Origin of the sequence: Nocardia sp. NBC_00565 (assembly GCF_036345915.1) — a bacterium.
In the GTDB taxonomy this organism is placed as follows: Bacteria; Actinomycetota; Actinomycetes; order Mycobacteriales; family Mycobacteriaceae; genus Nocardia.
On record NZ_CP107785.1, the window covers coordinates 9,291,427 to 9,309,619 of the forward strand.

Sequence of the window (18,193 nt, forward strand, 5' to 3'; positions counted from 1 at the left end):
AATGCGTACCGCCGCCCCGGGGACTACTCCGGGGCGGGTTCGGCCTTGTCGGAAACCTTGGGCGGCGCGGTGATCACGTCGATCTGCTCGCCGATGTAGCGCAGCACCACCGCGGCGACGGCGGCCACCGGGACCGCGAGGAAGGCGCCGACGATGCCGTAGAGCGCGCTGCCCGCGGTGACCGCCACCAGCACCACCACGGCATGCAGCTGCATGCTGCGACTCTGCAGAACCGGTTGCAGCACATTGCCTTCCAGCTGCTGTACCGCGATGATGATGCCGAGCACGATCAGTGCCGTGGTGAGGCCATTGGCGACCAGTGCGACCAGCACCGCGAGCGCCCCGGCGACGAACGCGCCGACGATCGGCACGAATCCGCCGATGAAGGTCAGCACTGCGAGCACGAATGCCAGTGGGACATCGAGGATTACCAGTCCGGTGCCGATGCACACCGCATCGATCAGACTCACCAGCGCCTGAGTGCGGATGAAGCCGCCGAGGGTGGCCCAGATCCGATTCAGCACCTGCTCGAGGTGCCGGCCGCTGCGGCTGCCGAGCACGGCATGCATCCAGGGCAGCAGCCGCGGGCCGTCCTTGACGAAGAAGAACACCAGCACCAGCACCAGGAACAACGTCACCAGTGTCGAGGTCGCGGTGCTCACGCCGCTGAAGACGCCGGAGGCGATCTGCTCCGAACTGGACTTGAGCCGCTGCACGATCGCGTCCACCGCGGATTCGAGCTGCTCGTCGCGCACCCGCAGCGGCGGGCCCTGCAGCCAGTCGCGCACCCGGTTGACACCCGCGGTCGACTTGTCGGCCAGCTCCGGTGCCTGGTCCACGACCGAGGGGACGATCACGGCGATGACACCGGCGAGTAGTCCGAGGAATCCGAGCACGGTGACCGACGCCGCCGCGCCCGGCGGGAAGCGATGCTCGGTGAGCCAGCGGGTCGGCGGCCACAGTACGGTCGCGATGATCAGTGCCAGCGCGACCGGCAGCAGCACCACCCAGAGTTTGGCGATCAGGAGTCCGAGTACCCAGGCCCCGGCCGCGATCGCCACGATGCACAGCGACCACTTGGCCAGCCACATGACCCCGGCGCCGATCACGTCGCCGCGGTCGCGGGCCTTCTTGCCGGAGTGGATCTTCTCGATGTCGTCCTGCTCGCTCACGCCGCAAGTCTGGCACGGGAGCCGCCCTCGAGCGGGGATTGTGCGGCCGCTTTCCCGAATCAGGCATCAACGCGGTGGTTCGCGGACCGGGTTCATCGTCACTGGGGCACAACGGGTTTCGGCACCGGTGCGCGGCTTCGAAAGCGATGGCTAGCGGCTCAACACCTTTTCGGGCACATCCTGGTCGGCGAACCAAGTCCGGTAGAACGTGAACGCCAGTGCGCCGAAGACGCCGAGCAGCGCGACGCCGAACGGAAACGGGTAATTCGCCATCGGCACTGCGAGATAGCGCACGCACAGCAGCACACCCGCGAACGTGGCGATACCGAAGGCCACCACCTGCGCGCGGCCGCGGTCCCAGCCCCGGTCCGGATCGCGCAGAACGGACTCGACGGTCAGGCACAGCGTCGCGCCCGCAACGAGATCGACGCCGTAGTGCGCGCCGAGGCCCAGCGTCGCGATGAGAGTGCAGACCAGCCAGAACGCGCCGCCCCAGCGCAACCACAGCGGACCGCGCCGGGAATGGATGAATAGCGACAACGCCCACGCGGTATGCAGTGACGGCATGCAGTTACGCGGTGTGATGCCGTCGAACGGCATCGACTCGACCGAGAATGGCAGTGCCGGAACGATATTCGGCCAGACCTCCGCCAGTTCGAAGCCCTGCCCCTCCGGCCCGAATGCGAGCACCGGCCCCACCACCGGGAAGACCACATAGCACAGTGGGCCGACAACGCCGAGCGTCAGGAACGTGCGCACCAGGTAGTGCCGCGGCCACAAACCCGCGGTCACCCCACGCAATTGCCATGCGGCGACCACGATCGCCGCGACCGGCAGCTCGAAATACACCCACCGCACCACACCCAACGGCACCGGCCCCGCCGCGTCCAGCGCCTGTCCGACCAGCCACGACGGATTGCCGAGCGCCCGATCCGCCAGTTCCGCATACGGATCCAGCACCATCGGGCAGGCCCACGCGGTGATGTCCAACCAGATCTCGCCGACCTTCGTCGCCAGGATCAGCAGCGCACCGAGTGCTATTGTCCGCAAGGCCGTTTCGCGTCGCTCGCCGCTCCACCGCACCGCAGCGATCACCGCCAGCGCGGTCAGCACGATGGTCGGACCATTGCCGACGGTGAACGGCCGCCCCTCGATCGCCCGAATGACCACAAAGATCAGATCGATGCCGATCGCCGCCGCGAGAGCGTTCACCCGCACCTGCGCCGAGACCCCGATCAACGCGAGCAGAAATCCGGCCCACGGCGTGGTCGCCGACTTGGGCCGCCCGAAATAATCCCAGGCAAGACTGGTCAGCGGCCCCAACGCGTCGATGTGCACGGACATGAGCTGCCCAGCGATCAGCACGGTCACCGCAACGGCGATGCTGCCCCAAATCAACAACGATCGATCCCGGCGCGCGCCCCCCATTTGATCCGGAGGTGAGACCGAACTTTCCTGCGCGTCGTGAATCAACATTCAGACATCGTAAACACCATGTGAACACAACCGTGCGGGCCGATTAACGGATGCCTACGGCGGTATCACGGCAACGGCGCTGACCACCGCAAGACCGTGCCACCGAATTCGCCCTTGTCCACGCTGAAGCTGCCGCCCGACTGCTCGGCGCGCATCGCCAGATTCGCCAGCCCGCCCATCCGCGCGACGTCATCGGGCACGCCGATACCGTCGTCGGTCACCTCGATGGTGACGTCGTCGCGGACCCGGAGCTGGATCGACACCGTGGTCGCCAAGGCATGGCGTACCGCGTTGCTGACGGCCTCGCGCAGTACCGCTTCGACGTCCTCGGATAGCGGCGGCGCGAGCACCGAGACCGGCCCGGCGAGTCGAATTGTGGTGCGCAGCCCGCTGTCTCCGATCATGTCGGCGATGACGCCGTGCAGGCGCTTGCGCAGCGTCGCGGCATCTGCGGTGGTGCTGCTGCCGTGCAGGTCGAAGATCGAGTGCCGGATGTCCTGCACGATCGACTGGATGTCCTGAATGGTCTCGGTGAGCCGAGATTTCACCTCGGGGACGCGGGCACGCTGGGCGGTGCCCTGCAGCGAGAGCCCGACCGCGAAGAGTCGCTGGATGACGTGGTCGTGCAGATCGCGCGCGATCCGGTCGCGGTCGGAGAGCACATCCAGTTCGCGCATCCGCCGCTGGGTGGTCGCCTGCCGCAAGGCCAGTGCGGCTTGATCGGAGAAGACGGCCATCATCGACTGCCCGGCCTCGTCCAATTGTTGCGCGCCCGGGGGTTGCACGGTGGCGAGCACGCCGATGACGGTGTCCTCGGCGCGTAGCGGCAGGATCAGCGCGGGCCCGAATTTCGATGGCTCATAGAAGACTGGCCGGAAGCGCAGTTCGTCGACCGCGACGACCTGGCCGGATCGGAAGGCTTCACCGGAATTCGATTCGCCCATCGGGATGCGCTCGCCGAGCAGTTCCTCGGCGCCGACGCCCGTGGCGGCGACCACCACCAGTTCGGTGATGTCCTCGGTGGGGATGTCGGGGTCTTCGGGCAGGGCGAGGAACGTGCAAGCCGACTGGGTGAGGGTCAGGGCCCGATCGGCGACCAACTCGAGTGCGGCGCCCGGTTCGCCGCCCGCGAGCAGTTCGGTAGCGACATCACGGTTGGCCTCGAGCCATTGCTGGCGGATCCGGGATTGTTCGTAGAGGCGGGCGTTGGCGATGGCGATGCCCGCAGCGGCGGCCAGGGCTTGGACCACGACCTCGTCGTCCTCGGTGAATTCCTGGCCGCCGGATTTCTCGGTGAGGTAGAGGTTGCCGAACACTTCGTCGCGGACCTTGACCGGAACGCCGAGGAAGGTGTGCATCGGCGGATGGTGGGCGGGGAAGCCGACCGAGGACGGATGGTTCGAAAGGTTGGTCAGCCGAATGGGTTTCGGCTGTTCGATGAGCAGGCCGAGCACACCATGACCGCGCGGCAGATCGCCGATCATGACTCGGGTCCGGTCGTCGATGCCCTCGTAGACGAATTCGGCGAGCAGGTCGCTGGTCTTATCGGTTTCGCGCACGCCGAGTGCCCCGTATTCGGCGTCGACGAGTTCGATGGCGGTGTGCACGATCGAGCGCAGGGTGTTGTCGAGGTCGAGTCCGGCGGTCACCACCAGCATCGCCTCGATCAAACGGTCCATCTGATCGCGCACACCGACGATCTGGGCGATGCGGTCCTGGACCTCACCGAGTAGCTCGCGCAACCGCAGCTGCGACAGAGTTTCGGTGACGGGGGTCTGGTCGGGCAGCGCCGACGCACCTTCCATATCCTGTATTTTCGCATGTCCGGGGGTGCGCCGACGCGATCTCGGATTGCCTGGGTATCTCATTCCCGCTTCGCGGGCGTGTCGAGTTTCGAGGCGAGCACCGCGCCACACGGTTGTCGAGCAGTGACTTGCCCGCGCCGACTTCGCGAATGGCCTGGACCAGTTCCGCCAGCCTACTGAGCGGACCGGGGCGGCGTGGGGGACTTGTTCGATCGGCGTCGGAAGTCCCGCCAAATGGGGTCGTCGTGCCCTTACCGGTGGCATCGCGTCGGTGGGAGCGTGTGCCGAAAGGGAAGGGACGACGACAATGGACCGCGGAAAGTCCGATGATCACATCGTGAAGGCGGCGTTGGCGTTGGCGGTGCGGGCGCCGTCGGTGCGCAACAGTCAGCCGTGGCGGTGGCGGATCGGGGATCGCTGTGTGCACCTGTACTCGGATCCGACGCGAGCGACCGATTCCGATCAGCGTGACCTCGTATTGAGTTGTGGTGCGGCGCTGCATCATTTGCGTATCGCGTTGGCGGCACGTGGTTGGTCGGCGGTGGTGCGTCGGCTGCCGGATCCGGCGCAACCGGACCATCTGGCTTCGATCGAGCTGGTCCGGCATCGGCCGACTCCCTACGATGTCGCGCTGAGTGATGCCATCACCCGCCGACGGACCGATCGCAGGCATTTCAGCTCCTGTCCGGTGCCGCCGGGATACCTCGGGCTGGTCACCGAGCGCGCCGCGGTACTCGGGGCGATCGTGCGGCACGCGACCGACTGGCCGCGCGACCGCCTGGTGCAAACGATGAGTGCCGGGGCCCAGCGGCATGCGGGGAACCCGGACCATCGACCCGAGCCGACCGACGAGACATCCGAACCCGATTTCGCCGAACTGCTCGTGCTCGGCACCGCGAGCGACGATCGGCTCGCCCGACTGTGCGCCGGCGAGGCGTTGAGCGCAGTGCTGCTGACCGCGACCAACATCGGCTTGGCCACCTGCCTACTGACCGAACCACTAGAGCTCCCGGCGCTGCGCCACCGGGGCCGCGTCGGCGTCCTCGACGGAGGCTATCCCCAGGCCGTGATCAGAATCGGTTGGGCGCCAACAGGTGCCGAGCCGCTGCCCGCGACGCCGCGTCGGGCAATCGAGGATGTGCTCGATCCCTTCGACGCCACCGAGGCGACGGTCTACTGAAACGAGGTCCATCGACCCCGAGGACAGGTGCAGCCGGACGCCGTCGAACACCCAGTGCCACGGCTGGATGTCGCGCACCAACGGCGCCCGGCTGTCCCGGCGCACGACCGCCGACACCGTCGCATGGTTCGGCACGGAACCTATGGAGGTGGGCTGTTGCCGGTCACGTCGTCGAGTGTCGTCCGGCGATGCGCCGATCGATATGGGCCTTACGCCTGTCTTCGAAGGTCCATCGTCGCGAACCAGACTCGGGCACCGGACCATCGGCGACGCGGAGCGGCTATTGCGGGCGCAGGACGGTGATGCCGGGGGTGGAGCGGACGTAGTCGGTGAAGGGGGAGTCGACGACCTTGTTGTTGGTGGCGAGGGAGGAGGCGTTGCGGAAGACCGGGCCGTTGGGGGTCATGACGAAGATGCCGACGTGGGTTACGTCCAGGCCGGGCTGGTCGGTGTATGCGCCGATGTAGTCGCCGGTGCGCAGTTGGGCGATGACGGTGTCGTCGACCGCGGCACTCGGGAGGTAGGTGATATCGCGATCGACCACCGGTAGGCCGGGAAGATACTGTCCGCCATCGGCTTTCGCGTTGAGGTGTTTGGTGACGGTTACGGCGGCGGGGCTCAGTAGCGCGGTGATGTCGGTGGCGGCGATGCGCCCGGTATGTGACCAATCGCTGAAGAAGTGTTTGCGCTGGCGGAAATCGACGCGGCCGTCGGTGTAGCGCGTCTCGATCAGGTTCGCCACGAACTGGTCACGATCGGTGGACCTGCTGAGCGCTTCGACATAGTCGAGGTAGGTGAAGCAATCCACCCGCCGCAGATCGATGACCAGCTGTTCGGGCTGGTTCGCCGAGCCGACGAGCATATCGGCCCCATACGGTGTCCCGAGGAAACGCCCCGACAGCAGTTCGATCAACTCGCCCTTGCTCCGCGCGCCCGGTGTCGCGGCCCGCAACGCCAGCAGCTCATCGATCTTCGCCACGCTGACGTCATCGATATTCGCACTCGGCGCACCGAGCGCCGCGGGCAGCGTAGGCGCGGCGACGCCGATGAGCGCCGACAGGACGAGCAGCACGCGAGCGATGATGCGCAAGAAACCTCCAGCGGGGTGCATGGTCACTGCCACCGTAGTCCCAGCCCGGCGCTCCCGGTACCGAACCGGTGCGGTGTCGGGCCGACTCGAAGTCAGTCCCAGGTCTGCACGGCGTCGTACCGACGGCGCATCTTACGTCGGCGGTAGAACACCTCGTCGATCGATAGCGATGCCGTGTGGGGCGTGACGACCCGCAGGCGGATGTCCAGTCCGAGATCCTTGATGCGGTGCTCCAGATCGATGCGACGCTCCATGGGCAAGGTGGACCACATGGTTTCGAAGCGCACGCGGACGTCGGTGTCGCCGGCCGCGACCAGCCGCAGCATTACGGGCCAGAAGTGGGTGTCGGTGGCGATACCGGGCAATGCGGCGACCATCGCGTCACTCAGCTGGGCGAGCATTGATACGGCTCGTTGCTGGATTCCGGCGTCGGCATGCTCGACCAGGTTGAACAGTCCGCGCCACAACTCGGATTCGATGCGGCCGTTGACGCTGCCGACGAGCCCGGCGATCGCCGCATCGTTCGCGATGATCGGATTCGCGGCCAAAGTGTCCAGGGCCCAGGGGCTCAGGTGCCCGACGAAGGTCAGCAACTCCGGCGCCGCGCCGGCCCGGAGATAGGTCGCGACGAGATTGCCGATCAATTCAGTGGATCCGACGCTGAACAGAATGTCGCCGATCGCGGCGATCAAATCCGGTTCACAGCGCGCGAACACCGACAGCGCCGCCAGTTGCAGGGCGGTCGAACCGACGAGTACGGAGTGCAGCATCCGGGGCGCCCGTTGCTGCTGGCCGACCAGCAGGTGGCGCAGGATGGCGCTCACGCCCGTGACGGAATAGGCATAGGCGGAGGAGAAGATCAGGCCCTCGTCATCGAGTACGCCCTGCTCGATGGCCGCGACGATTTCTGGGGTGGCGAAGGCCGCGAGGAACGGCCCGGCGGTGATGTAGTCCTTGCGGCGCAACATCTCGTTGAGGATGCGCACGATGGGTTCCGGCGGCGCCACCGCGGCGAGCTGGCCGACGGTGCGCGGATCCATGTACTGCGCGCAGTTCGCCACGTAGGCGGGCGCGAGCATGACGACCGTCTCGGCCGCCTTCTTCGGGTGGTCGACGCCGACCGCGCCCGCGGCGCGGCCGGTCATCATCGGCGGCACGAGGCGCTGCACCAGCGGCATCGAGATGCGCAGCGGAATGAGCGGCACCAGTTTGCTGATCCGCTGAAAGGTCTCGTTGTGCTGATCGAAGATCAGGCCGGCCATCCGGTCCTGCAATTCGTGCAGGTTCTCACCCCCCAGCCGCTCCAGGTGGGCCAGGCGTTCCAGTGGGGCGTGCAATGTCCGGGACAGCAGGACGATCTGGGCGCCGGTTACCAGGTCCGTCATCAGCTGAGCCGACTACCGAACATGATCCGCTTCGTCACCGCGCGAAACGGCCGGGGCAGGGCACCGACCATCTCATCGATGGCCTCGGTGAGCGCGGCCGTCTCGAGCTGCTTGGCCGCGTGGAACATCGCGAGCAGCTCGGCGGCCTCTGGCTCGGTGATCAGGGCCAGCGCCGCCAGCGGCCCGTGTAGTTCGCGTTCTAGATCGGATCTGGCGGTCATACAACTACTCGATTCTTCATCTGTCGCAGCGTCGATCACATAGGAAAGCCACGAGCTTAGGTGCGGCGGTCGCACGACTTGCCAACCGTAAAGAATTCGTTATCCAAAGATCTTTACAATATTTTTCAGAGGGGTGAATTCCTTTTTATTTGTGGCACAAGACAACTCGCGCACTTCCCGGTGTCGGGAAGCGTGCGTTCGATCTGCTTCCCGGTGAGGGCATGATGGACCAGGTGTCGGCGTATCCACACCTGTTCCCACGCAGGGAATCTCGCATGCCGACATCCGGCCTGACGCGCAGGTCCTTCCTCGGCGCGGCGGGCCTCGGCGCGGTCGCGCTCACCGCGGCATGCACCGGCTTCGCCACCACCGGAAGTGGCGGCATGCTCTTCCTGTCCACGCAATTCCGGCCCGCCGACGAGGCCGAACGGTTCCGCGATCTGCTCGGCAGAACGGCGCCCGGCGTCAGCTACGTGACCATCGAGGAAAGCCCATTCGCGAGCCAGGTGCGCAGCCAGGTCGGGGCGGGCTCGACGCAGGTCGGCCTGCTCGGCGGTCTGCACGGCGATATCGCGCCGCTGGCCGACGGCTACCTGCAAGATCTCACCGGATTGCTCGCCGACCTCGGCAACCGCGGCTGGCCCGCCGCCTACCTGCAACTCGCGCGGGCCGGTACCGACCGGACGTGGTACATCCCTTGGGCCACAGCAAGTTACGTGCTCGCCGCGCACGCCGATGCGCTACAGCACCTGCCCTCCGGCGCGGACGCCGCGGCACTGACCTATGACCAGTTCCTCGACTGGGCGATCGCCGCGCGCCGCGCCAACGGCAACCGGCCGATGCTCGGCCTGCCCGCTGGTCCGAAAGGCCTGCTGCACCGTTTCACCCAGGGCTATCTGCTGCCCTCGTTCACCGGCGGTCAGATCACCACGTTCCGGTCGGACGCGGCAGTGACGGCATGGCAGTACTTCCGTGAACTGTGGGCCAATTGCGCGCAGGCGAGTACGAACTACGACTTCATGCAGGAGCCGCTCGGTAGCGGCGAGGTGCGCATGGCGTGGGACCACGTCGTGCGCCTCGTGCACGCGCCCGAGCGTGACCCGCAGGACTGGCGCATGCTGCCCGCACCGCGCGGCGGGCACGGCCTCGGCTATATGGCCGTGGTCGCCGGGCTCGCGATTCCCAAGGGCGGCACCGATCCCGAGCTCGCGCAGCGCACGATCAGCGCGCTCACCAAGCCGCAGACCCAGATCGAGCTGCTGCGCTCCAACGGGTTCTTCCCATCCGTCGATACCGTCATCCCGGACGATCTGCCACCGGCGACCAAGCTCGAGGCCGACGCCGTACACCGGCAGCAGCAGGCGCCGGGCGCGATCCTGTCGCTGCCGCCGGTCGGGCTCGGCCAGCGCGAAGGTGAGGTGAGCAAGGTGTTCAAGGACAGTTTCCGCTCGATCGTGCTCGACGGAGCCGATATTCGAGCCACCCTCGACCAGCAGGCTCGGGTGCTGCAGGGCATCCTCGACGAGTTGAAGGTGCCGTGCTGGGCGCCCGATCCCGTCGCCGACTTCTGCCGAGTGGGGTAGGTATGCGCGCGCGATTCGGTTCCCCCTGGCTGTTGCTGCTGCCTTCGATCGTGCTGCTGGCGGCGCTGTTCGGCTGGCCGCTGGTGCGGGCGGTCGTCGACGCGTTCAGTAACGATCAAGGCTTCACCCTCGACCACTGGCGGCGCTTGTTCGATGACCCGTATTTCCTTACGGCGCTGCGCAATACGCTGCTGCTGATCGTCATCGTGGTGCCGATCCAGTTGGTGCTCGCGGTCGGGATGGCACTGTTGATGCAGGCGCGGCCGCGATTCGCGAGCGGGCATTTCTATCTGTGGTGTGTGCCGCTGGCGATCTCCGAACTGGCCGCGGGTCTGGTGTGGCTGTCGATCTTCGGCAATCGCGGGTATCTGAATTCGCTGCTGGTCTGGCTCGGACTGTCGCAGGACGGTGTGCAGTGGCTCAACTACCAGCACACCGGCACGATGCTGCTCGCCGTGGCGATCGCCGAGATCTGGCGGGCGACCTCGCTGGTCTTCGTCATCGTGGTGGCGGGCGTGCAGATGATTCCGCGGGACTATGACGAGGCCGCGCAGGTGTTCGGCGCCAACTTCTGGCAGCGGCTGCGGCATGTGACGCTGCCGCAGCTCGGGCCGAGCCTGCAGGTGGCGCTGATCCTGCGCACCATCCTCGCGCTGCAGGCCTTCGCCGTCGCGCAGGCACTCACCGGACGCGACTTCCCGCTGCTGGTCGGCGAGACCTACGAGTGGTACTCGAACCTGCAGAATCCGGCGGTGGCCAGCGCCGTTTCACTGGTGGTACTGGCGATCTCGCTCGGCACCGCGGTGTTCTATCTGCGGACGGTCCGGGCGCCGGAGGGGTCGCGATGAGTGAGCGGGTCGTGTTACCGCCGATCGACCGTGCGCCGCTGCGCAGGCGGCGGTGGCGGGCCATCGGCGTGCAGGTGGCGTGCATCGCGGTGACGCTGTTCATGGCGCTGCCGATCGTCCTCATCGGCCTGGCCGCGGTGTCCTCGCGCGACGCGCTCAACGACTTCCCGAAGCCGCTGCTGCCCGGCGAATTCTCCACCGAGACACTGCATTCGTTCTTTCGAGCCACCGGAACCATGCCGGCGCTGGGCAACTCGGTGCTCGTCGGCATCTATACGGTGTTCTGGTCGCTGGTCATCGGCGCGCCCGCCGGATATGCGTTGGCCCGCAATGCCTTCCGCGGCAAGGACACCTACCAGGTGTTCATCCTCTTCGTGCGCGCACTGCCGATCGTGGTGCTCTCGGTGCCGCTGGCCACGATGTTCCTGCGCCTCGACGTCTACGACACGGTCTTCGCGGTGACACTCGTGCACACCACGCTCGCACTGCCGACGACCGTACTCATCACGGCGAGCATCTTCGTCGCGGTACCGGCCGATCTGGAGGAGGCCGCCCGGGTCTTCGGCTGCACGCGCTGGCAGGCGGCCCGCAAAGTCGTTGTGCCGATGGCGCTTCCGGGACTCGCGGCGTCGTCGATCTTCACCTTCGTATTGTCGTGGAACGAGATCCTCGGCGCGACGATCGTGACGCTCGGGCACCGCACGCTGCCCGCTCAGGTGCTCACCACACTCGGCGAGGCGTCGACCGCGTACCGCTTCGCGGGCGGGTTCGCGCTGATCATCCCGGCGCTGGTGTTCATCTTCGTGATGCGGCGCTACCTGGTGAACATGTGGGGAACGACGTTGAGATGACAGGGGTTTGTGATGGCTGAGGTGTTTCTGCGGGATCTGGTGAAGACCTATCCCGGCGGTACGGCACGCGCCACCGACGAGGTCTCGCTCGAGGTCGACGACGGCGAATTCATGGTGCTGCTCGGACCGTCCGGCTGCGGCAAGACGACCCTGTTGCGCATGATCGCGGGATTGGAACTGCCGGATTCGGGGCAGATCGTGATCGGCGGCAAAGACGTCACCTACCTCGAACCACGACGGCGCAACCTGTCGATGGTGTTCCAGTCCTACGCCGTATTCCCCAATAAGAAGGTCGCCGACAACATCGGCTTCGGCCTGCGCGTACACGGCGTGCCCGCCGAAGAGATCCGCCGCAAGATCGCATGGGCCGCGGATCTGCTGCAGCTGACCCCGTACCTCGATCGGTATCCGGCGAAGCTGTCCGGCGGACAGCGCCAGCGCGTCGCGGTGGCGCGGGCTATCGTGATGGACGCCGATGTCCTGCTCATGGACGAGCCGCTGTCCAATCTGGATGCGCTGCTGCGGCTTTCGTTCCGCGCCGAATTGAAGAAGCTCGTCGGCGAACTCGGCACCACCACGATCTACGTCACGCACGACCAGGTCGAGGCGCTGTCACTGGGTGACCGTGTCGCGGTGATGCGGGACGGGGTGATCGTGCAATGCGGTCCGCCCACAGCGGTATACGACGGTCCGGCAACCGAATTCGTCGGTGGGTTTCTCGGTAGCCCACCGATGAACTTCCTCACCGGGACCGTCGAGGTGGGCGATGCCGGAGCGCGCATCGACCTCGGCGGGCAGTGGGTGCCCGTCCCGGCTTCGTTCTCGTCGTTCGACGGTAAGAAGCTCAACCTCGGCATCCGCCCCGAAGCCATTGCCGTGGGCGAGGAACACCCCGACGCGGTACGTGGCGAGCTCCAAGTCCTGGAACCGCTCGGCTCATCGACCCTGCTGACGACCGAAGTCAGCGGACAGACCGTCAAGATTCAGGCGCAGCCGAGTTTCCGGGCCGACCAGGGCGACACACTGAACCTGCGCCTGCCACCGCAGGCGTGCCGCTGGTACGACCCGGAAACCGGCTTATTGCTGGAGACTTCAGCGTAGATATCCGGTACAGACTTCGCCGTGACTGATCAATTGGACGGCCGAATATAGGCGGCTTTCGCCGCCCCGCTCTGCGGACATTATTTCGGTCGAAGAATTATCTCGACCCACTGCTTCCAGCGCGCGTTTGGCTTGTCGCAGAATAAGGCAGTTCGGCGAACAAATACTGTGAATGGCGAGCGCGCGCTGAGCCTGCCCCGGGGTGAGTTCACCGGGGTCGGTGAAACAGTCGCCTATGTTGGAGATGATCGGTCGCATGATCGGCTAACCAACTCTTGCGGGAACAACAGCTGCGTCGGCCAACCTACCCCGACCGACGGTAAGTGCCACCAGACCGACATTGCCCACCATGGTAATCAGCGGACCCGCGACAGAGGAGAATTGATACCCGCTGGCCAAGAGCACGCCGAACACGCCGAGGAAGCCCGCGAAGGCATTGGCGGCGAACATTTGCCAGGTCTCTTCCTGGGGTTTCGACCATGCGTGCCGCAGCGTGGGTATGGTGGCGATCACATTTGCGCACACGGCGAGCAGCGCGCCGAAAGCCTTCTCGGTCACACCCACGGTGACCAGCACACATGCGATCGACGAGAGCAGACACGCCACATCGATGGCGTCACCGGGCCGCAAGCTGACCCCACGCATTATGGCAACGGCGATGACCGCGGCATTCATGATTGCCGCCGCGGCATTGATACCGGCGGCGAGATGGGCGCCCTCGAGATAGGCGACCACCGCGAATACGGTATTGGCCGTGCACCACGCCGCCCACGACGCAAAACGCGGCCGCGTATCACCGTCCAGAATTCCCGCCAGATATGCGACGACACCATACATCGAGATGCCGACACTGATAAAAGCCACCGACGAGCTCAGATTCCACAACTCACTCACGTGCAACATCCCTCACACTTTTACGCAGACATGCGTAAGACAGCCCAGAATTGGTTATTCGATCCGTATGCGAACACACCGAAGGAGACAAGTCCGGTGCGACGGTGGGAGCCGGGATCTGCCTGGGGCAAACGCTTCGGGATCAATTGTTCGTGCGCGGTCGCCCGTATCATCACATGACGGTTGCGCCGTCACAAATCCAGAACGCACGCCGCAACGAATATTAACCTCGGTAAACTGCCACTTAACAGGCCCAACACAAACGGAGACCGGTGTGACTAGCGCTTAACCCAGATCGAAGCGGGGGCCGGTGCGCAGCAGCGTGGTGACGGACGCTCCGAACATGCGATGGAAGGTTTCGCTGAGGTGGGACGGGGTCGCGAAACCGGCGTCGGCGGCACACCGGGTGAGATCGCGGCCGCCTGCGACGTCCCGGAGTGCGTGCATGACGCGGGTCCACCGCTGATAGCCGCGGAATGTGGTGCCGCACTGCTGGGCGAACAAGCGCAGGAAATGGGAAGTGGACAGGCCCAGGTTCGCGGCGATCGTCTCGGCCCGGAAGGTGCGATTCGGGTCCCGGCGAATCGCGGCGGCGACCGACTCGATCCGCGGATCGGCGGCCGGTGCGCGACCACCGATGGCCCGCGCGAAGATTCGGTCCGGATCCACGTCGGCTCGACGGCACTGCTCGACGAGCTCCCGTTCCCGTCGGTGGCCGAGACCGTACGGCCCGGCGATAGCCGTCATCTCCTCCGCGATGGCTGCCGCGGGCGCACCCGCGGGGTCGACGAACAGCAGCAGGATCCACTCCTCGGGCGCGTTGACACGGTGCACCGCGCGAGCGGGAGCGAACGAGCTGCCGGTGCGTATCTCCCCGTGTGTCGCGGTATCCAGGACGAACGGCCCGTCCAGACCGACGCTGAGCACCGGAACCGAGACCGAATGCAGGTCGACGCCGAGTTCCGGGCCGATATACCCGGCATGACCGGGTCGCAGCCACACCATCGGCGATGTTGCCGGACCGCATATTTCTGAAAGCGCACCCACGGTCACACCTGCCAGGGTATCGCTACGCCGCTCGCAGGACAGCGGCCGAGGAGTATCACGAGTAGCCCGGAGGGCACATCATGCGAGGCAAACTTCCACGGAGAGTCCGGTTGCTGGCCGCACTCACGCCCGATCCGGACTGGGATTCGATCACCGCGGATCAGCTCATCGAATTGCGCGAAGTAGGTAACCGCAAACGGCGGTCCGCGCTCGGCAGGCTCGCCACCGGCCGGCCCGATCGTGGTGCGCGAATCACCACACACGCACTCGATCTCCCGGGGCGTCGGCTGGACGTCCGTGTGTACCAGCCCGATCGGGGAGGTTCGGCGCTGCCGCTGATCATCGCCTTCCACGGTGGTGGATTCATCGGCGGCGCACCGGACCAGGACGACTGGCTGCTCAGTCACCTGGCGGCCAACTGTCCGGCCGTGGTCGCATCGGTCGACTATCGACTGGCGCCCGAGCACCGCGTGCCCGCACAGGTCCAGGACGCCTACGATGCCGCACGTTGCCTCGTCGAGTTGGCCCCGGTGTGGGAAGCCGATCCCAGTCGGATCGCTCTGCTGGGTTCCAGCGCGGGAGCCACGCTCGCGGCTCTCACCGCGATCGAGGCGGACGAACTCGGGCTGCCGGTGCGCGCCCAGGTACTGATCAATCCGCAGCTCGACTGGACCGACCAGGTCTTCGAGTACCCCTCGTTCACCGAGAACGCGGACAGCCCCACCGCGACACCGGCCAATTGCCGTGCCGTGCAGCGCTTCGCGCTTCCCGAATCGTTCGACGCCCGTGTGATTTCACCGGTGGCAAGCGACAACCTCGGGGGACTCGCCCCGGTCCTCATTCACGCCGCGGGTCTGGATCCGCTGGAAGATCAGGCTCCGGCCTACGCCGAGCGCCTGCGACAGGCGGGAGTCGAGGTGACGCTGACCCGCTACCCGGAAGCGGTGCATTCCTTCCTGAGCATGCCGGGACTGGTGCCCGCGGCCCGGCCCGCACGCGCCGAGATCCTCGCCCATCTGCACAGCCACCTGCTGGTGCGCTCGGACACACCGACGCGGTAGGAACCGCTGGGCCACAACGAGATCGACGAATACAGGAGCGCCATGACCAACTGGACCCGGTCAATGAGGCGGCCGTTCACGAGGGCATCGACCGCCTGATGGCGGGCCGCACGGTGGTGCTGGTCGCGCACCGTCTACGCACCGTCCAACGCGCTGACCGTGTCGTCTTCCTGGATGGCGGCCGGATCGTGGAGGAAGGCAGCCACGACGACCTGCTCCGCCGCGGCGGCGGACGCTACGCCGATTTCTGGGACATCTCCATGACACCGGTAGCGAGTGAATGATTCGGTAACCCGCGCCGGGCGCGAAATGCATGGTTGCTTACACACGGAGACCCCAGCCGTAGCTGGGGTCTCTCGTGGTCACGCCGACCGGTGTCCGAGTCGCTTACCTCTGCACCCCGGCCTCGATGAGAGAGCCTGTCACATTCGCCGGGAATCGGCCAACCGAGCGAGATCCATACCATGCACGTGCATCTGTACGACCGGAGTCACGGCACGTAACCAGGCAAAATGATCTCCCTGTGCTATTTCATATAACGAAATGGTAACATTGAAACCGGTCCGTGACCGAACCGTTCGACTCCAGCCGACCCCGTCACTCGCTCACCCGGGCGCCGAGGTCGCTCGGCGACACCTGCAGCGGTTCATGCGGCTGGTCGGGACGAAATACGCAGCGGGTGCCGGTGTAGATCGTCGGCATGCACTCGTTGCAGTGGGTGCATGCCGAGCGGGTGGACTCCTCGGATTGGATGCGGCGCAAGAGATTCGGCTCGCGCAGTAGGGCCCGGCCCATGGCGACGTAGTCGAAGCCCTCGGTCATCGCCAGCCGCATGGTGTCGAGGTTGGTGATGCCGCCCAACAGAATCAGCGGCATCGACAGCTCCCGGCGGAACTGACGCGCGCGCTCCAGCAGGTAGGCCTCCCGATACGGATACTCCTTCAGGAAGGCCCGCCCGACCACGCGGAAGCCCCATCGGGCCGGAACGGGAAGGACTTTCGCGAATTCCCGCCGGGGCGCGTCGCCGTGGAACAGCAGCATCGGGTTCAACAGTGAACTGCCCGCGGTCAATTCGAGGGCGTCGAGTGCGCCATCGGCCTCCAGCCACGCGGCCACCTGCACCGACTCGGGCACCGTCAGACCGCCGGGGACGCCGTCCTCCATGTTCAGCTTCGCAATCACCGCGAGCCGGTCCCCGACGGCTTCCCGTACCGCGCAGGCGATCTCGCGGGCCAGTCGGGCGCGTCCGGTCGTCGAGGCGCCGTAGCGATCGGTGCGGCGGTTCAGTCGCGGACTCAGAAACGAGCTCACCAGATAGTTGTGCCCGAAGTGGATTTCGACCGCATCGAATCCGCTCTGTTCGGCCAGCCGGGCGGCATTCGCGTGCGCGGCGACGAGCTCCCGAATCTCGGCCTCGTCGGGGACCTTCATCATGCGCATGCCGAGCGGACTGAACATGCGGCTCGGCGCGAGCGCGGGGGCTCGGTTGGAGGCCGCGTTCGCGACCGGCCCGGCATGACCGATCTGTGCGCTGACCGCCGCGCCCTCGGCATGCACCGCATCGGTCAATTTCCGCAGTCCCGCAACGGCTTCCGGTCGCATCCAGATCTGATGCCGGTCGGTGCGGCCGCCCGGCGCGACGGCGCAGTAGGCAACGGTTGTCATCGCGACCCCGCCAGCCGCCACCTCCCGATGGAATTCGATCAGCTCATCGGTGACCAGCGCGTCCGGTGTGCGGCCCTCGAATGTCGCTGCCTTGATCACCTTGTTGCGCAACGTGATCGGGCCCAGTTCGGCAGGGGCGAATACATCCTTCACTTCTTGCCTCCGAACGGCGCGGTCAATCCGGCGACCACGAAATCGCGCAGTGATGCCACCGCCCGCCCCGATAGGTCGCGTTCCTCGGTCTCGGCTCCGCCGAACCGGGTGATGATCAGGTCGAAGGCCAGCATCCACCGGCGACGACTCTCGTCCTCGGGCAGTTCGGGGAGCAGGCCGACCCACGAGTCCATGCGGAACCACGGCCGACGCCACGACGTCATATGCCGCCCGAGCACGAACTGCGCGAGCAACCGCAGATGCAACCGCCCCACCGGATCGCCCGCCAACGCCACGAACGGTTCGATCACCGCGTCGACAACCTCGGACACCGCACCGCGCTCCGCGGTCACCGCGGTCAGCCGATCCGCCCACAGCGGCCCGATCCGATCCTCGAGCAACGCCGCAACCAGCGCATCCTTCGACCCGAAGTGATAATGCACCGCCGCCGGATTAGCCCCAGCCTCGCCACAGATCCCCCGCACCGAAACCTCGTCATAAGGCCGCGTCAACAACAACCGCTCCGCCGCCGCCAACAGCCGCTCTCGAGTATCCGCCGAGATCTTCCCTGCCATGCATCGAGTGAACCACACCTCAATCACTGATTCAATCATTGATTGAACGGAAGATCGCGCAGGTATCCGCCTCGCGCGGAAGTGAG

General features: G+C 66.2%; 17 protein-coding genes. 7 read left to right on the forward strand and 10 right to left on the reverse strand.

Features of this window, described 5'->3' with window-relative positions:
- Positions 1-23: 23 nt before the first annotated feature.
- The 3 genes from OG874_RS42650 to OG874_RS42660 form a co-directional block, all read right to left on the reverse strand.
- Positions 24-1,172, reverse strand: coding sequence for an AI-2E family transporter (locus tag OG874_RS42650; RefSeq protein WP_330252688.1), 1,149 nt, complete (start codon positions 1,170-1,172; stop codon positions 24-26).
- A gap of 150 nt (positions 1,173-1,322) precedes the next feature.
- Positions 1,323-2,648, reverse strand: a complete 1,326-nt coding sequence (locus OG874_RS42655; protein ID WP_330252689.1) for a phosphatase PAP2 family protein — start codon at positions 2,646-2,648, stop codon at positions 1,323-1,325.
- A 65-nt stretch (positions 2,649-2,713) separates the two neighbouring features.
- Positions 2,714-4,453 (reverse strand): sensor histidine kinase, encoded by a 1,740-nt coding sequence (locus OG874_RS42660; RefSeq protein WP_330252690.1) that lies wholly within the window; start codon positions 4,451-4,453, stop codon positions 2,714-2,716.
- A gap of 307 nt (positions 4,454-4,760) precedes the next feature.
- Here OG874_RS42660 and OG874_RS42665 point away from each other — a divergent pair, with 307 nt between their 5' ends.
- On the forward strand, positions 4,761-5,633 hold the full coding sequence (locus tag OG874_RS42665) for an NAD(P)H nitroreductase (RefSeq protein ID WP_330252691.1): 873 nt from the start codon (positions 4,761-4,763) through the stop codon (positions 5,631-5,633).
- A 280-nt stretch (positions 5,634-5,913) separates the two neighbouring features.
- On the opposite strand, the gene OG874_RS42670 is transcribed toward OG874_RS42665, so the two are convergent.
- From OG874_RS42670 to OG874_RS42680, 3 genes are all read right to left on the reverse strand, one after another.
- Positions 5,914-6,723, reverse strand: a complete 810-nt coding sequence (locus tag OG874_RS42670; RefSeq protein WP_330252692.1) for a DUF1460 domain-containing protein — start codon at positions 6,721-6,723, stop codon at positions 5,914-5,916.
- Positions 6,724-6,815: 92 nt separating this feature from the next.
- Positions 6,816-8,108: a hypothetical protein gene (locus OG874_RS42675; protein ID WP_330252693.1), complete on the reverse strand. Its 1,293-nt coding sequence runs from the start codon at positions 8,106-8,108 to the stop codon at positions 6,816-6,818.
- Positions 8,108-8,329, reverse strand: coding sequence for a hypothetical protein (locus OG874_RS42680; RefSeq protein ID WP_330252694.1), 222 nt, complete (start codon positions 8,327-8,329; stop codon positions 8,108-8,110). Before OG874_RS42680 ends, OG874_RS42675 begins: the two co-directional genes overlap by 1 nt.
- 275 nt (positions 8,330-8,604) lie before the next feature.
- Between OG874_RS42680 and OG874_RS42685 the strand changes: the two genes are divergently transcribed.
- From OG874_RS42685 to OG874_RS42700, 4 genes are read left to right on the forward strand one after another with little or no spacing between them, the layout of a single operon-like run.
- Positions 8,605-9,912: an ABC transporter substrate-binding protein gene (locus OG874_RS42685; protein WP_330252695.1), complete on the forward strand. Its 1,308-nt coding sequence runs from the start codon at positions 8,605-8,607 to the stop codon at positions 9,910-9,912.
- 2 nt (positions 9,913-9,914) lie between these two features.
- Complete coding sequence (locus OG874_RS42690) at positions 9,915-10,760, forward strand: carbohydrate ABC transporter permease (RefSeq protein WP_330252696.1); 846 nt, start codon at positions 9,915-9,917, stop codon at positions 10,758-10,760.
- Positions 10,757-11,611, forward strand: a complete 855-nt coding sequence (locus OG874_RS42695; RefSeq protein WP_330252697.1) for a carbohydrate ABC transporter permease — start codon at positions 10,757-10,759, stop codon at positions 11,609-11,611. The genes OG874_RS42690 and OG874_RS42695 overlap by 4 nt, the downstream gene beginning before the upstream one ends.
- A gap of 12 nt (positions 11,612-11,623) precedes the next feature.
- Positions 11,624-12,712 (forward strand): ABC transporter ATP-binding protein, encoded by a 1,089-nt coding sequence (locus tag OG874_RS42700; protein WP_330252698.1) that lies wholly within the window; start codon positions 11,624-11,626, stop codon positions 12,710-12,712.
- Positions 12,713-12,976: 264 nt separating this feature from the next.
- On the opposite strand, the gene OG874_RS42705 is transcribed toward OG874_RS42700, so the two are convergent.
- Both OG874_RS42705 and OG874_RS42710 read right to left on the reverse strand, forming a co-directional pair.
- Positions 12,977-13,606 carry a hypothetical protein gene (locus tag OG874_RS42705; RefSeq protein ID WP_330252699.1) on the reverse strand — a complete coding sequence of 210 codons (630 nt, stop codon included), beginning with the start codon at positions 13,604-13,606 and terminating at the stop codon, positions 12,977-12,979.
- A 285-nt stretch (positions 13,607-13,891) separates the two neighbouring features.
- Complete coding sequence (locus OG874_RS42710; RefSeq protein ID WP_330252700.1) at positions 13,892-14,659, reverse strand: helix-turn-helix domain-containing protein; 768 nt, start codon at positions 14,657-14,659, stop codon at positions 13,892-13,894.
- Positions 14,660-14,763: 104 nt separating this feature from the next.
- On the opposite strand from OG874_RS42710, the gene OG874_RS42715 reads away from it, so the two are divergent.
- Together OG874_RS42715 and OG874_RS42720 are read left to right on the forward strand one after the other, a co-directional pair.
- Positions 14,764-15,714: an alpha/beta hydrolase gene (locus OG874_RS42715; RefSeq protein WP_330252701.1), complete on the forward strand. Its 951-nt coding sequence runs from the start codon at positions 14,764-14,766 to the stop codon at positions 15,712-15,714.
- Positions 15,715-15,812: 98 nt separating this feature from the next.
- The gene (locus tag OG874_RS42720; protein ID WP_330252702.1) at positions 15,813-15,998 is read left to right on the forward strand and encodes a hypothetical protein; all 186 of its coding nucleotides are present in this window, start codon (positions 15,813-15,815) and stop codon (positions 15,996-15,998) included.
- A 313-nt stretch (positions 15,999-16,311) separates the two neighbouring features.
- Here the strand turns inward: OG874_RS42720 and OG874_RS42725 are convergent, their stop codons facing one another.
- Both OG874_RS42725 and OG874_RS42730 read right to left on the reverse strand, forming a co-directional pair.
- A complete protein-coding gene (locus tag OG874_RS42725) occupies positions 16,312-17,532 on the reverse strand; it encodes an NADH:flavin oxidoreductase (RefSeq protein WP_330252703.1) in 1,221 nt (406 codons plus the stop codon).
- Positions 17,529-18,107 carry a TetR/AcrR family transcriptional regulator gene (locus OG874_RS42730; protein WP_330252704.1) on the reverse strand — a complete coding sequence of 193 codons (579 nt, stop codon included), beginning with the start codon at positions 18,105-18,107 and terminating at the stop codon, positions 17,529-17,531. The genes OG874_RS42725 and OG874_RS42730 overlap by 4 nt, the downstream gene beginning before the upstream one ends.
- Between the last annotated feature and the right edge of the window lie 86 nt (positions 18,108-18,193).